The organism is Pseudomonas sp. App30 (assembly GCF_047947025.1).
Classification (GTDB): Bacteria; Pseudomonadota; Gammaproteobacteria; order Pseudomonadales; family Pseudomonadaceae; genus Aquipseudomonas.
The window spans coordinates 3,718,837-3,731,839 of record NZ_CP133165.1; the positions used below are offsets into that span (position 1 = coordinate 3,718,837).

Consider the following 13,003-nt stretch of genomic DNA (forward strand, 5'->3'; position numbering starts at 1 on the left):
CGCACATGGCAACCCACGAGCACTATTACGTCCCGGCGCAGAGCAAGTGGCCGATCATTGCCACGGTGGGCCTGTTCACCACGGTGTTCGGCCTGGGCACCTGGTTCAACGACCTGAAGGCGGCGCACCAGCATTCCCACGGGCCGTGGATCTTTTTCGTCGGCGCGCTGATCATTGCCTACATGATGTTCGGCTGGTTTGGCGCGGTCATCAAGGAGAGCCGCGCCGGGCTCTACAGCCCGCAGCTGGACCGCTCGTTCCGCTGGGGCATGTCGTGGTTCATCTTTTCCGAGGTGATGTTCTTCGTGGCGTTCTTCGGCGCCCTGTTCTACGTGCGCAACATCGCAGGCCCCGCGCTTGGCGGCGAAGGCCCCAAGGGCATCGCCCATATGCTGTGGCCCAACTTCCAGTTCGCCTGGCCACTGCTGCACACCCCCGACCCCAAGCTGTTCCCACCGCCCAAGGCGGTGATCGACCCCTGGCACCTGCCGCTGATCAACACCGTGCTGCTGGTCAGCTCCAGCGTCACCGTGACCATTGCCCACCACGCGCTGAAACGCGGGCACCGCGGCCCGCTGAAGCTGTGGCTGGGGGCGACCATCTTACTGGGGGTGAGCTTCCTGTTCCTGCAGGCCCATGAATACGTCGAGGCTTACCAGGAACTGGGCCTGACCCTGGGTTCGGGGATCTACGGCGCGACATTCTTCATGCTTACCGGTTTCCACGGCGCCCACGTGACCATGGGCACGTTGATTCTGACGGTGATGCTGATCCGCATCCTGCGCGGGCATTTCGATGCCGAGCACCAGTTCGGGTTCGAAGCGGCCAGCTGGTACTGGCACTTCGTCGACGTGGTGTGGGTGGGGCTGTTTATCTTCGTGTACGTGCTGTAGCGGCGGCTACCAGGGCGCCTGGGACGTGAGCTGGCCGCTGTAGAAGCCCCACGCCACCAGGCCTATGGTCAGCGCCGCCAGGATCACGCGTATGGTCAGCGCCTTGACCAGGCGGTTGGAGTGGCCCTCGTCCTTGACCAGAAAGAACAGGCCGCTGAACAAACTGGCCACCGTGGCCAGCAACATCAGCACGATCGCGGCTTTGAGCATGGCGGCACTCCACAGGGGGCAGGCGATGAATTCAAGTATAGCGAGGCGCTTTCGCCCCGGCCTGTGGCCCACCCTGGTGGTGCTGGCGCTGCTGCCGGCGCTGGTCAGCCTGGGCTTCTGGCAACTGGGGCGTGCCGAGGAAAAACGCCAGCTGCTGACGCTGGATGCCCAGCACCGGTTGGCGGAGCCCGTGACCAGCACGCAGTTGGCGAGCCTGGATGCGCCGGCGTTTCGCCGGGTGCTGCTGCGCGGCCAGTTCGACGCCGATCACAGCCTGATCCTCGACAATCGCCAGCGTGACGGTCACGTCGGCGTGGAACTGCTGCAGCCGTTCCACGACCAGGCCAGCGGCCTGTGGCTGCTGGTCAACCGCGGCTGGCTGCCCTGGCAGGACCGCCGTACCTCGCCGCATTTCGACACCCCCGCCCAGGTCCTGAACCTGGAAGCCTGGGTGTACGTGCCGCCGGGCGCCACCTATCAACTGAGCGCCGACCCCATCAATCAACCCTGGCCCCGGCTGGTGACCGCACTGGCCCCCGGCAAGCTGTGGGCCGAGCTGGGGCGCGAGGGTTATGACCATGAGCTGCGCCTGATGCCCGGGCCGGCCACCTACCAGCTGGGCTGGCCGGTGGTGGCGCTGGGGCCCGAGCAGCATATCGGCTATGCCGTGCAGTGGTTCGCCATGTCCCTGACCCTGGCGGGGCTGTACCTGTACTTCGGCTTCCATAATAAAAAGGAGAAACGCCATGGGCGCGGCCATGAATCCACCCGAGCTGTCTGAGGCCAAGGTAAGGCCCTCGCGCCGCAGCGGGCGCCTGCAGCTGCTGCTAATTTTCATCGTCACCGTCGGCCCCATGGTGCTGGCGACCTTCATGTACAAGCTCGACTTCTGGGTGCCCCAGGGCCGCAGCTACCATGGCGAGCTGATCGCCAACGGCCAGGGCCGCGCCGACCTGGGCGTGCCGGCCGATGAGAAACGCTGGCAGCTGCTGGTGACCAGCCCGGGTGCCTGCGCCGCCGATTGCCAGCAGCTGGTGTACCTGGCGCGGCAGATTCAGATCGGCCTGGGCCGTGACGCCTCGCGCGCCAGCCATGCCCTGGCCGCGCCGCAGCCGCAGAGCGCCGACTACGAAGCCCTGCTGGCCCGCGACTACCCACGCTTGCAGCGCTACCCGCTGGCGCTGGACAAGTACACCGCGCTGGTCGACGGCAAGCCTGGGCCGTACCTGTGGATCATCGACCCGCACGGCAACCTGGTGCTGCGCTACGGCGCCCAGGTCAACGGCAAGGACCTGCTCGACGACCTGCGCCAACTGCTGAAACTGTCCAATATCGGTTAGGAGTCGACCATGGTCCGACCAGGCTTTCGTCTTGCGCTGCTGGCAACCGTCCTGGCCCTGGTGGTGGTGCTGCTGGGCGCCTACACCCGCCTCACCCATGCCGGGCTGGGCTGCCCGGACTGGCCGGGCTGCTACAGCTTCATCGCCGTGCCCAGCTCCGATGCGCAACTGGCCCACGCCCAGGCGCGCTTCCCGGAACACCCGGTGGAAGCGGAAAAAGGCTGGAGCGAGATGGTGCACCGCTACTGTGCCGGTAGCCTGGCGCTGTTGGTGGGCCTGCTGGCCATCCAGGCCTGGCGCCGCCACGGCAGCGACGGCCAGCCTTACCGGCTGCCGCTGGCCCTGCTGGGGATGATTGTGGCGCAGGCGGCGTTCGGCATGTGGACGGTGACGTTGAAGTTGTGGCCGCAGGTGGTCACCTCGCACCTGCTGGGCGGCTTCGCCACCTTGAGCCTGTTGTTGCTGCTCAGCCTGCGGCTGTCGGGTGCTTTCGCCCCGCTGCCGGCGGTGTCGCCACGGCTGCGGCGCTGGGCGTTGCTGGGCTTGAGCCTGGTGATCGGGCAGATCGCCCTGGGCGGCTGGGTCAGTTCCAACTACGCGGCCATGGCCTGCACCGACTTTCCGCTGTGCCAAGGGCAATGGCTGCCCGACGCCGACTTCGCCAACGGCTTCCACCTGGCCCAGCACATCGGCCCCAATTACCTGGGCGGCCACCTGGACAGCGAGGCACGCACCGCCATCCACCTCACCCACCGCGCTGGCGCCTGCGTGTTGAGCCTGGTGTTGCTGGGCCTGGCCTGGCGGCTGCGGGTCGAAGGGCTGGGCCGACTGTCGGTCGGCGTGCTGGCGGCCTTGGCCTTGCAGGTGGGGCTGGGCATCAGCAACGTGGTGTTGCATTTGCCCCTGGCCGTGGCAGTGGCCCATAACGCAGGTGGGGCCATACTGTTGATGACGCTGATTGTTGTGAATTACCGCCTGCGCTGGGTCACCGTGCCGCGCGCCGTTGCCCAGCGCCGGGCATGGCGCCCGCACCTGCCGGTGATCTGGCCGGGTAAATGACATTCGAGGAGAAGCCAATGAGTACGGCAACGGGCGAGCATGCCCAGGCCGGCTGGCGTGACTACCTGGAGCTGACCAAGCCGCGGGTAGTGGTGCTGATGCTGATGACGTCGCTGGTCGGCATGTTCCTGGCCACGCGCAGCGGGGTGCCATGGACGGTGCTGGTGTTCGGCAACCTGGGCATTGCCCTGTGTGCCGGCGGTGCGGCGGTGATCAACCACGTGGTGGACCGGCGCATCGACGCGCTCATGGCCCGCACCCACAAGCGCCCCGTGGCCGAAGGCCGATTGGGGCCCACGGCGGCGCTGACGTTCGCTGCGGCGCTGGCGCTGGGCGGCATGGTGCTGTTGCTGGTGTTTACCAACCCCTTGTGCGCCTGGCTGACCCTGGCCTCCCTGCTGGGCTATGCGGTGATCTACACCGGCTTCCTCAAGCGCGCCACGCCGCAGAACATCGTCATCGGCGGCCTGGCTGGCGCGGCCCCGCCGATGCTGGGTTGGGTGGCCGTCACCGGGCACATGAGCGCCGAGCCGCTGCTGCTGGTGCTGATCATCTTCGCCTGGACCCCTCCGCACTTCTGGGCCCTGGCCATTCACCGGCGCGATGAATACGCTCGGGCGGAAATCCCCATGCTGCCGGTGACCCACGGGGTGTACTACACCAAGGTGCACATCCTGCTGTACACCGGGCTGATGCTGGTGGCCACGCTGCTGCCCTACGTGATCCGCATGAGCGGCCTGCTCTACCTGCTGTGCGCCATTGGCCTGGGCGCGCGCTTCCTGCAATGGGCGGTGGTGCTGTACCGTGGCAGCAATCCGCACGCGGCCATGAGCCTGTTCAAGTACTCCATCTGGTACCTGTTGCTGTTGTTCATCGCCCTGCTCGTCGACCACTACCTGTTGCTGAGCCTATGACCCGAGTCCAGAAAACCGTTTTCATCCTCGCCGCCATCGTCGCGGTCATCATCGGCCTCACCGTGCACCGGGTGCTGCAAGACAACCGCGAAGGCGCCAACACCGGCTTCATCGACGCGGGCATTATCCTGCTGCCCGAGCACCGCAGTGTCCCATCGGTAACCATGACCGACCAGGACGGCCAGCCCGTGGCGCTGGATAACCTCAAGGGCAAGTGGAGCGTGCTGTTCTTCGGCTACACCTTCTGCCCGGACATCTGCCCCACTACCCTGGCGCAGCTGCGCCAGGTGAAAAGCGAACTGCCGCCGGCCGTGGCGGCGCGCCTGCAGGTGATCCTGGTGAGCGTCGACCCCAACCGTGACACGCCGCAGCAGCTCAAGCAGTACCTGGGTTACTTCGACAAGGATTTCCGCGGCTTTACCGGCGATGGCAGCGGCCTGCAGAAGCTGGCCAACGGCCTGAGCATTCCCTATATACCGGCGGACACCAGCAAGCCCAACTACACCGTGGAGCACAGCGGCAACCTGGCGTTGCTGGGGCCGGATGGTACGCAGCGGGGCTTTATTCGCGCGCCGTTGAACGGCCAGAAGCTGGCGGCGCAGCTGCCGGCGCTGGTGCAGCGCGATTGAATATGCAGCGCCTGTGACGCGGCCTGCGGCCGCTGCTACGGGATTTCTTGTAGCAGCTGCCGCCAGGCGGCGTCAGGAGGGAGGCTTAGAACGCAGGCTGTACCGCGCCCTTGTACTTCTCGAGGATGAACGCTTTCAGCTCAGGGCTGTGCAGCGCTGCCGCCAGTTTTTGCATGGCAGGCGAATCCTTGTTGTCCGGACGGGCGACCAGGATGTTCACGTAAGGCGAGTCGTTGCCTTCGATGGCCAGGGCGTCCTTGGACGGGTCCAGCTTGGCTTCCAGCGCATAGTTGGTGTTGATCAGCGCCAGGTCGACCTGGGTCAGCACGCGCGGCAGGGTGGCGGCTTCCAGTTCGCGGATTTTCAGGTCCTTGCTGTTCTCGACGATGTCCTTGGGCGTGGACAGGATGTCGGTCGGGTTCTTCAGCTTGATCAGGCCCACTTTCTGCAGCAGCAACAGCGCACGACCGCCGTTGGTGGCGTCGTTGGGGATGACCACGTTGGCGCCGCCCGGCAGGTCGGCCAGTTTCTTCCATTTGCTGGAGTAGGCGCCCAGGGGCTCCAGGTGCACGCCGGTGACGGCCACAAGGTTGGTGCCCTTGCCGTTGTTGAACTCATCCAGGTACGGCTGGTGCTGGAAGAAGTTCGCGTCCAGGCGCTTCTCGGCGACCTGCACGTTGGGCTGGATGTAGTCGGTGAACACTTTCACGTTCAGGTCCACGCCTTCCTTGGCCAGTTGCGGCTTCACGAATTCGAGGATTTCGGCGTGGGGCACCGCGGTGGCGGCCACGTTCAGGGTGTCATTGGCGTGGGCCGACAGGGCGGCCACGGCGGCAAAGGCCGCCAGCAGTTTTTTCATTTTTCAGCTCCTTGCGAAGGCCTGGGCCCTCGGCGCCGCGGCAGGGCCGCGGCACATGATTCATTTACGGGAGAAGTGCACCACCAGCTTGTCGCCGATGGTCTGCAGTACCTGGACCAGCACCACCAGGATGACCACGGTGACAATCATCACGTCAGTCTGGAAACGCTGGTAGCCGAAGCGGATGGCCAGGTCGCCCAGGCCGCCGGCACCGACCACGCCGGCCATGGCAGTGTAGGAAACCAGTGTAATCGCTGTAACCGTCGTTGCCGCGATGATACCCGGCAGGGCCTCGGGCAGCAGCGCGTTCATGATGATCTGGCGCGGGGTGGCACCCATGGACTGGGTGGCCTCGATGATGCCGCGGTCCACCTCACGCAGGGCGGTTTCCACCAGGCGCGCGAAGAACGGCGTGGTGCCGATGACCAGCGGCGGAATCGCGCCGGCGACGCCCAGCGAGGTACCGGTGATCAGCACGGTGACCGGGATCAGCACGATCAGCAGGATGATGAACGGCAGCGAGCGCAGCACGTTCACGCAGAATGCCAGCAGCGCGTAGATGCCCTTGTTCTCGAACAGTTGGCGCGGGCCGCAGATGAACAGCAGCACGCCCAGGGGCAGGCCCAGCAGCACGGTGAACACCAGCGAGGCGCCGAGCATGACCATGGTGTCGTTGGTGGCGTCGAGAATCTCGGACCAGTCGACGTTGGCGAAGTAGTTGAGGAAGTCCATTAGCGCAGCACCTCCATATGAACGTCTGCAGAGGTGAAGCGGGCGAAGGCAGCGTCCATGTCGCCACCGGTGATGGCCAGGGTCAGCTGCCCGTAGGGCGTGTCTTTGATGCGGTCGATGCGGCCGGCGAGGATGCTGTAGTCCACGCCTGTCTCACGGGCCACGGTACCCAGCAGCGGCGCGTAGGTGGATTCGCCCTGGAAGGTCAGGCGCACGATGCGGCCTGGCACGTGGGCGAAGGTGTCGCGCTGCTCGTTCTCGTCGATCTGCTCGTCTTCCTGCACGAAGCGCTTGGTGGTCGGGTGCTGCGGGTGTAGGAACACCTTGGCCACCGGGCCTTGCTCGACGATGACGCCGGCGTCCATCACGGCCACCTGGTCGCAGACGCGGCGGATCACGTCCATCTCGTGGGTGATCAGCACGATGGTCAGCTTCAGCTCGCGGTTGATCTCCGCCAGCAGTTGCAGCACCGACGCCGTGGTTTGCGGGTCGAGGGCACTGGTGGCCTCGTCGCACAGCAGCACCTTGGGGTTGGTGGACAGCGCGCGGGCAATGCCCACGCGCTGCTTCTGGCCGCCGGACAGCTGCGCCGGGTACTTCTTGGCGTGGTCGGACAGGCCGACGCGCTCCAGCAGCGCGGCAACGCGCTTGTTGATCTCGCTGGCCGGCAGCTCGCCCGCCAGGCGCAGTGGCAGCGCCACGTTGTCGGCGACGGTCTTGGAGGCCAGCAGGTTGAAGTGCTGGAAGATCATCCCGACCTGCTGGCGGAAGCGGCGCAGGCTGTTGGCATCGAACGCGGTGACGTCTTCACCGTCGACGATGATCCGGCCGCCGCTTGGCGCCTCCAGGCGGTTGATCAGGCGCAGCAGGGTACTTTTGCCGGCACCGGAATGGCCGATCAGGCCGAATACCTGCCCGTTTTCGACGCTCAGGTTGGTCGGGTGCAGGGCGGGGATTTCCCTACCGTTGACGCGGTAGGTCTTGTGGACATTTTGAAACTCGATCACGTAGCGAACCTTGTGGGGCGCATGGAATGGGGACAGCGTTTTCGCCGGTCGCGCATTTTAGCCTGTCCGTTTAGAGAGACTTAGCATTTATTTCCTGAACATCCTTTCATTTGGCGATAAGACGATGGAAGGCAGGCGAAATAAAAGGAACGGCGGCAAAACGGGCCAGTCACTAACTAGGTCATCCCTGCCCGTGACAGGGTTTTTCGCCTATGGATCGCCCGCAAAGGGCGGCTGCCGATGAGGAGTTTAGGACAGATGAAAAAGAACCCACCCCGTTCCGGTAAAAGCGAGGCAGCCGGTACCGACACCCCGGACCGCGCCAACACCAACGCCAAGCTCGACAGCCTGGAAACCTTCCGCTCCGACGCCACCGGGCAGGCCCTGCGCACCAACCAGGGGGTCAAGGTCAGCGACAACCAGAACACCCTGAAAGCCGGCGCCCGCGGCCCGTCGCTGCTGGAAGACTTCATCATGCGCGAGAAAATCACGCATTTTGACCACGAACGCATTCCCGAGCGCATCGTCCACGCCCGCGGTACTGGCGCCCATGGCTATTTCCAGAGCTATGGCAACCATGCCGAGTTGACCAAGGCCGGCTTCCTGCAGGACCCGGCGAAAATTACCCCGGTGTTCGTGCGCTTTTCCACCGTGCAGGGCCCTCGCGGTTCGGGCGACACGGTGCGTGACGTGCGTGGCTTTGCCGTCAAGTTCTACACCGATGAAGGCAATTTCGACCTGGTTGGCAACAACATGCCCGTGTTCTTCATTCAAGACGCGATCAAGTTCCCGGATTTCGTGCACGCGGTGAAACCCGAGCCGCACAACGAGATCCCCACCGGCGGCTCCGCCCACGACACCTTCTGGGACTTCGTCTCGCTGGTGCCGGAGTCGGCGCACATGGTGATCTGGACCATGTCCGACCGCGCCATTCCGAAAAGCCTACGCACCATGGAAGGCTTCGGCATTCATACCTTCCGGTTGATCAACGCCGAGGGCAAGGCCAGCTTCGTCAAGTTCCACTGGAAGCCCAAGGCCGGCGTGTGTTCGCTGGTATGGGACGAGGCGCAGAAGCTGGCGGGCAAGGACACCGACTTCCACCGCCGTGACCTGTGGGAAGCCATCGAGATGGGCGACTACCCCGAGTGGGAGTTCGGCGTGCAGATCGTTGCCGAAGAAGACGAGCACAAGTTCGACTTCGACCTGCTCGACCCCACCAAGATCATCCCCGAAGAGCTGGTGCCGGTGACGCCGCTGGGCAAGATGGTGCTCAACCGCAACCCGGACAACTATTTCGCCGAGACCGAGCAGGTAGCCTTCTGCCCCGGCCACATCGTGCCGGGCATCGACTTCTCCAACGACCCGCTGCTGCAGGGCCGGCTGTTTTCCTACACCGACACGCAGATCAGCCGCCTGGGCGGGCCGAACTTCCACGAAATACCGATCAACCGTCCGGTGGCGCCGAACCACAGCAGCCAGCGTGATGCGCAGCACCGGGTGACCATCGACAAGGGGCGCGCCTCCTACGAGCCCAACTCCATTGACGGCGGCTGGCCGCGGGAAACCCCACCGGCGGCCCAGGACGGCGGCTTCGAGAGCTACCCCGAGCGCATCGAAGCGCACAAGGTGCGCCAGCGCAGCGAGTCGTTCGCCGACCACTTTTCCCAGGCGCGGCTGTTCTTCCATAGCCTGGGCAAGCCTGAGCAGGAGCACGTGATCGCTGCCTACAGTTTCGAGCTGGGCAAGGTGGAGCGTGAGTACATCCGCGCCCGCGAAGTAAACGAGATTCTCGCCAACATCGACCTCGACCTGGCCGCCCGCGTGGCTGCCAACCTAGGCCTGCCGGCGCCCAAGGCCGGCACGGTGCAGGTCCCCGAGCTGTCGCTCAAAGCCTCACCGGCGTTGAGCCAGCTGAACCTGCTGGCGGGCGATATCAAGGGCCGCAAGGTGGCCGTGCTGGTGGCCAATGGCGTCGATGGCGCGCAGGTGGCGGCGGTGAAGAAAGCGCTGGAAGCCGAAGGTGCCCACGCCAAGGTGCTGGGCCCGACTTCGGCACCGGTGACGACCGCCGATGGCAAGGCCTTGCCGGTGGATGCTTCGGCCGAAGGCCTGCCGTCGGTGGCGTTCGATGCGGTGTGGGTGCCGGGCGGCAAGGCTTCGGTGCAGGCGCTGAGCGGCGACGGCGTGGCCCTGCATTTCCTGCTGGAGGCCTACAAGCACCTGAAGGCGATCGGCGTGAACAGCGAGGCCAAGGCTATTATCGATGCGCTGAAGCTGGATGAGGATGCCGGGTTGCTGGTGGGGGATGACGCCAAGGCGCACAAGGCGTTCATTGCCGCCATTGCCAAGCACCGCGTCTGGGACCGCGAGCCAAAAGCCAAGGCAGTTCCTGCCTGACCCTGTAGCAGCTGCAATAATGTGGGAGCTGGCTTGCCAGCGAGTTGTTGAGGCCTAAAGCTCGCTGGCAAGCCAGCTCCCACAAATTATTTGCGGCTACGGGTTATTTTCTAGGCGTGAGGACCATCTGCGCCGCCTGGTTGCGCACCACCTTGTGGTCCAGCTTCCACTCAAGGTTCGGCGCCAGTCGGGTCACGCGCTTCTTGATCAGCGTCTGCAACCACGGCCAGTCCTGGGTGCGTGGCACCACCACCAACACGTCACACTGGTAATTCACCACGTCAGTGGCAATGTCATCCAGCTGGCGCTGCAGCGCGCGGCTTTCGGTGATGTTCAGCGCCACCGGGGTGCTCTGCGCCGTGGGGTCGATGACCTTGGCCGCAGGTTTGGCTTCGGCTGCCTCCAGGGCGGCCTCGGCTTTCTCCAGCTCCGCCTTGCGCGCCTGGCGGATTGGGCCGTTGGCGCCGCCGGTCAGGGCCGGGGCCTTGGGCATCAGCGCGCGGGCGCGGGCCAGGGCGGTGGCGGCGGCGTTGACGTCACCCTTCTGCAGCACGATCTGGCTGCGCTGCAGGTAGGCCTCGGCCAACTGGCGCTGGTAAGGCTCCAGGCGCGGGTCGTCCGGGCTCTGCTTTTGCAGCGCGCCCAGTTGGTCCTCGGCGGTGGCCAACTCGCCGCTGTCGATGTTCTGTTGCAGCTGCAAAAACGCATCCGTCGCTGGCACCGGGGCGGCAGCGTCTGGCGTGTGGCTCTGGCAAGCGCCCAAGATGAGCGAAAATGCGGCAAGGAGCAGATAACGGGAGGCGAACGGCTTCATTCCTGCGACTCTCTAATTGCGCAAAAAGCGGCCAAGTCTACACCCTGTCTGAAGGCACGAAAACCTGTGAAATCCCACAGAGGCGTCAACGACGGGGCAATGCGAAGCTCAATAGGAACAGTGTAGCGGCGCAAACGACGATGGACGGACCGGCCGGCGTGTCCTTGAACCACGACATCGCCAGGCCCCCGCACACGGCGATGACGCCCAGGATACTGGCGCCCAGGGCCATCTGTTCCGGCGAGCGAGCGTGACGTTGTGCCGCGGCGGCCGGGATGATCAGCAACGAGGTGATCAGCAGCACGCCGACGATTTTCATCGCCACGGCAATGACGATGGCAATCAGCAGCATCAACGTCATGCGCAGGCCGGCCACCGGCAGGCCTTCGACCTTGGCCAGTTCCTCGTGCACGGTAACCGCCAGCAGCGGCCGCCACAGCGCCAAGACCAGCACCATGACCGCGGCGCTGCCGCCCAGGATCCAGGCAAGATCGGTGGGGCTGATGGCCAGCAGGTCGCCGAACAGGTAGCTCATCAGGTCGATGCGCACGTCGTGCATGAAGCTCAGCACCACCAGGCCCAGGGACAGGGTGCTGGGCGCCAGGATGCCCAATAGCGTGTCGGAGGCCAGCGGCTGGCGCTGCTGCAGGGTCACCAGCAGGATCGCCAGCAGCAGGCAGCCCACAGTTACCGCCAGCGCCGGGCTGACGTCCAGCAGGAAGCCCATGGCCACGCCCAGCAGGGCGGCGTGGGACAGCGTGTCGCCGAAATAGGCCATGCGCCGCCACACCACGAACGAGCCCAGGGGGCCGGCGACGACTGCCAGGGACAAGCCGGCCAGCAAGGCGTAGAGCAGAAAATCAGCCATGCTTGCAGCCGTCTCCATGTACATGAGGGGTTTGAACGGGGTCGCCTTCGCCGGCCACCACTTCGCCGTGCAGGTCGTGGGCGTGGTCGTGATGGTGGTGATACACCGCCAGGCTGGGCGCGTGGTCGCCGAACAGCTCGACGAAAGCCGGGTCGCCGCTGACCTGCTCGGGGTGGCCGGAGCAGCACACATGGCGGTTCAGGCACACTACCTGGTCGGTGGTGCTCATCACCAGGTGCAGGTCGTGGGACACCATCAGCACGCCGCAGCCATGGCGGTCGCGCAGGCGGGTGATCAGGCTGTACAGCTCGGCCTGGCCGGCCACGTCGACGCCCTGCACCGGCTCGTCCAGCACCAGCAACTGGGGCTCGCGCAGCAGGGCGCGGGCCAGCAGCACGCGCTGCATCTCGCCGCCGGAAATGTTCTGCACCGGGCTGTCGATGACCTGTTCGGCGCCCACTTCGGCCAGCGCCGCCAGGGCGCGCTTGCGGTCCACGCCGGGCACCAGGCGCAGGAAGCGCAGCACCGACAGCGGCAGCGTCGGGTCGACGTGGAGTTTTTGCGGCATGTAGCCGATGCGCAGCTTGGGTTTGCGCCACACCACGCCGCTGTCTGGCTTCAGCAGGCCGAGCACGGCACGCACCAGGGTGGTCTTGCCGGCGCCGTTGGGGCCGATCAGGGTGACGATTTCGCCGCTGCGCACGCTCAGCTGGATGTTATCCAGCACGTTCTGGCCGGCGAACGTGACCGCCACCTGTTCCAGGCGGATCAGGGCATTGTTCATCAGGCGGCCTGGCAGGCCGAGCAGAGACCGACCACTTCCACGGTTTGGCCTTCGACCTTGAAGCCCACGTCGGCGGCGCTCTTGATGATGGCCTGGCTGATGGCGGGTTGTTCAAGCTCCAGCGCCACGTGGCACACGCGGCAGATCAGGAACTGGCCCTGGTGCGCGTGCTCGGGGTGGTTGCAGCCGATGAAGGCGTTGAGCGAGGCGATGCGGTGTACCAGGCCGTTTTCCAGGAGGAAATCCAGCGCGCGGTACACGGTGGGCGGCGCCGCGCGGCGGCCGTCCTGGTCGCTCAGCACGGCGAGGATATCGTAGGCGCCCAGCGGCTTGTGGCTCTGCCACACCAGCTCCAGCACCCGGCGGCGCAGGGCGGTCAGGCGCAGGCCCATGCGTGCGCACAGGGCATCGGCTTCCGACAGGGCGCTGTGCACGCAGTGGGAGTGGTCGTGGGGGCGGTTGGCCAGCGGAGTATTGGGCATGAGCGGCGACGATAT

At 65.5% G+C, this 13,003-nt stretch carries 15 protein-coding genes; 7 read left to right on the forward strand and 8 right to left on the reverse strand.

Annotated elements, in window-relative coordinates; all coding sequences use genetic code 11:
- Nucleotides 1-5: 5 nt before the first annotated feature.
- The gene (locus tag RAM80_RS17370) at nucleotides 6-893 is read left to right on the forward strand and encodes a cytochrome c oxidase subunit 3 (protein ID WP_416421718.1); all 888 of its coding nucleotides are present in this window, start codon (nucleotides 6-8) and stop codon (nucleotides 891-893) included.
- A 6-nt stretch (nucleotides 894-899) separates the two neighbouring features.
- Here the strand turns inward: RAM80_RS17370 and RAM80_RS17375 are convergent, their stop codons facing one another.
- Nucleotides 900-1,103, reverse strand: coding sequence for a twin transmembrane helix small protein (locus RAM80_RS17375; RefSeq protein WP_416421719.1), 204 nt, complete (start codon nucleotides 1,101-1,103; stop codon nucleotides 900-902).
- A 25-nt stretch (nucleotides 1,104-1,128) separates the two neighbouring features.
- On the opposite strand from RAM80_RS17375, the gene RAM80_RS17380 reads away from it, so the two are divergent.
- The 5 genes from RAM80_RS17380 to RAM80_RS17400 are packed head-to-tail and all read left to right on the forward strand — an operon-like array spanning nucleotide 1,129 to nucleotide 5,045.
- On the forward strand, nucleotides 1,129-1,884 hold the full coding sequence (locus tag RAM80_RS17380) for an SURF1 family protein (RefSeq protein ID WP_416421720.1): 756 nt from the start codon (nucleotides 1,129-1,131) through the stop codon (nucleotides 1,882-1,884).
- Nucleotides 1,850-2,443: a hypothetical protein gene (locus RAM80_RS17385; RefSeq protein ID WP_416421721.1), complete on the forward strand. Its 594-nt coding sequence runs from the start codon at nucleotides 1,850-1,852 to the stop codon at nucleotides 2,441-2,443. Before RAM80_RS17380 ends, RAM80_RS17385 begins: the two co-directional genes overlap by 35 nt.
- A 9-nt stretch (nucleotides 2,444-2,452) precedes the next feature.
- Nucleotides 2,453-3,502 (forward strand): COX15/CtaA family protein, encoded by a 1,050-nt coding sequence (locus RAM80_RS17390; RefSeq protein ID WP_416421722.1) that lies wholly within the window; start codon nucleotides 2,453-2,455, stop codon nucleotides 3,500-3,502.
- A gap of 17 nt (nucleotides 3,503-3,519) precedes the next feature.
- On the forward strand, nucleotides 3,520-4,416 hold the full coding sequence (gene cyoE / locus RAM80_RS17395) for a heme o synthase (protein WP_416421723.1): 897 nt from the start codon (nucleotides 3,520-3,522) through the stop codon (nucleotides 4,414-4,416).
- On the forward strand, nucleotides 4,413-5,045 hold the full coding sequence (locus tag RAM80_RS17400) for an SCO family protein (protein ID WP_416421724.1): 633 nt from the start codon (nucleotides 4,413-4,415) through the stop codon (nucleotides 5,043-5,045). Before cyoE ends, RAM80_RS17400 begins: the two co-directional genes overlap by 4 nt.
- An 85-nt stretch (nucleotides 5,046-5,130) precedes the next feature.
- Here the strand turns inward: RAM80_RS17400 and RAM80_RS17405 are convergent, their stop codons facing one another.
- The 3 genes from RAM80_RS17405 to RAM80_RS17415 are packed head-to-tail and all read right to left on the reverse strand — an operon-like array spanning nucleotide 5,131 to nucleotide 7,643.
- Nucleotides 5,131-5,904 carry a MetQ/NlpA family ABC transporter substrate-binding protein gene (locus tag RAM80_RS17405; protein WP_416421725.1) on the reverse strand — a complete coding sequence of 258 codons (774 nt, stop codon included), beginning with the start codon at nucleotides 5,902-5,904 and terminating at the stop codon, nucleotides 5,131-5,133.
- 60 nt (nucleotides 5,905-5,964) lie between these two features.
- On the reverse strand, nucleotides 5,965-6,636 hold the full coding sequence (locus tag RAM80_RS17410; RefSeq protein ID WP_416421726.1) for a methionine ABC transporter permease: 672 nt from the start codon (nucleotides 6,634-6,636) through the stop codon (nucleotides 5,965-5,967).
- Nucleotides 6,636-7,643, reverse strand: coding sequence for a methionine ABC transporter ATP-binding protein (locus RAM80_RS17415; protein ID WP_416421727.1), 1,008 nt, complete (start codon nucleotides 7,641-7,643; stop codon nucleotides 6,636-6,638). Before RAM80_RS17415 ends, RAM80_RS17410 begins: the two co-directional genes overlap by 1 nt.
- Nucleotides 7,644-7,901: 258 nt before the next feature.
- On the opposite strand from RAM80_RS17415, the gene katE reads away from it, so the two are divergent.
- Complete coding sequence (gene katE / locus RAM80_RS17420; RefSeq protein WP_416421728.1) at nucleotides 7,902-10,040, forward strand: catalase HPII; 2,139 nt, start codon at nucleotides 7,902-7,904, stop codon at nucleotides 10,038-10,040.
- A 103-nt stretch (nucleotides 10,041-10,143) separates the two neighbouring features.
- Here katE and RAM80_RS17425 read toward each other — a convergent pair whose 3' ends face one another.
- The 4 genes from RAM80_RS17425 to zur form a co-directional block, all read right to left on the reverse strand.
- Nucleotides 10,144-10,854 carry a PA5502 family lipoprotein gene (locus RAM80_RS17425; RefSeq protein ID WP_416421729.1) on the reverse strand — a complete coding sequence of 237 codons (711 nt, stop codon included), beginning with the start codon at nucleotides 10,852-10,854 and terminating at the stop codon, nucleotides 10,144-10,146.
- A gap of 85 nt (nucleotides 10,855-10,939) precedes the next feature.
- Nucleotides 10,940-11,722: a zinc ABC transporter permease subunit ZnuB gene (znuB, locus tag RAM80_RS17430; RefSeq protein WP_416421730.1), complete on the reverse strand. Its 783-nt coding sequence runs from the start codon at nucleotides 11,720-11,722 to the stop codon at nucleotides 10,940-10,942.
- The gene (gene znuC / locus RAM80_RS17435) at nucleotides 11,715-12,506 is read right to left on the reverse strand and encodes a zinc ABC transporter ATP-binding protein ZnuC (protein ID WP_416421731.1); all 792 of its coding nucleotides are present in this window, start codon (nucleotides 12,504-12,506) and stop codon (nucleotides 11,715-11,717) included. The genes znuB and znuC overlap by 8 nt, the downstream gene beginning before the upstream one ends.
- On the reverse strand, nucleotides 12,506-12,988 hold the full coding sequence (gene zur, locus RAM80_RS17440) for a zinc uptake transcriptional repressor Zur (protein ID WP_416421732.1): 483 nt from the start codon (nucleotides 12,986-12,988) through the stop codon (nucleotides 12,506-12,508). Before zur ends, znuC begins: the two co-directional genes overlap by 1 nt.
- Nucleotides 12,989-13,003 lie beyond the last annotated feature (15 nt).

Bases quoted from the DNA above. Each gene is read 5' to 3' on its own strand.
- RAM80_RS17370 (WP_416421718.1), top strand. From the start codon at position 6: ATGGCAACCCACGAGCACTATTACGTCCCGGCGCAGAGCAAGTGGCCG.
- RAM80_RS17375 (WP_416421719.1), bottom strand. From the start codon at position 1,103: ATGCTCAAAGCCGCGATCGTGCTGATGTTGCTGGCCACGGTGGCCAGT.
- RAM80_RS17380 (WP_416421720.1), top strand. From the start codon at position 1,129: ATGAATTCAAGTATAGCGAGGCGCTTTCGCCCCGGCCTGTGGCCCACC.
- RAM80_RS17385 (WP_416421721.1), top strand. From the start codon at position 1,850: ATGGGCGCGGCCATGAATCCACCCGAGCTGTCTGAGGCCAAGGTAAGG.
- RAM80_RS17390 (WP_416421722.1), top strand. From the start codon at position 2,453: ATGGTCCGACCAGGCTTTCGTCTTGCGCTGCTGGCAACCGTCCTGGCC.
- cyoE (WP_416421723.1), top strand. From the start codon at position 3,520: ATGAGTACGGCAACGGGCGAGCATGCCCAGGCCGGCTGGCGTGACTAC.
- RAM80_RS17400 (WP_416421724.1), top strand. From the start codon at position 4,413: ATGACCCGAGTCCAGAAAACCGTTTTCATCCTCGCCGCCATCGTCGCG.
- RAM80_RS17405 (WP_416421725.1), bottom strand. From the start codon at position 5,904: ATGAAAAAACTGCTGGCGGCCTTTGCCGCCGTGGCCGCCCTGTCGGCC.
- RAM80_RS17410 (WP_416421726.1), bottom strand. From the start codon at position 6,636: ATGGACTTCCTCAACTACTTCGCCAACGTCGACTGGTCCGAGATTCTC.
- katE (WP_416421728.1), top strand. From the start codon at position 7,902: ATGAAAAAGAACCCACCCCGTTCCGGTAAAAGCGAGGCAGCCGGTACC.
- RAM80_RS17425 (WP_416421729.1), bottom strand. From the start codon at position 10,854: ATGAAGCCGTTCGCCTCCCGTTATCTGCTCCTTGCCGCATTTTCGCTC.
- znuB (WP_416421730.1), bottom strand. From the start codon at position 11,722: ATGGCTGATTTTCTGCTCTACGCCTTGCTGGCCGGCTTGTCCCTGGCA.
- znuC (WP_416421731.1), bottom strand. From the start codon at position 12,506: ATGAACAATGCCCTGATCCGCCTGGAACAGGTGGCGGTCACGTTCGCC.
- zur (WP_416421732.1), bottom strand. From the start codon at position 12,988: ATGCCCAATACTCCGCTGGCCAACCGCCCCCACGACCACTCCCACTGC.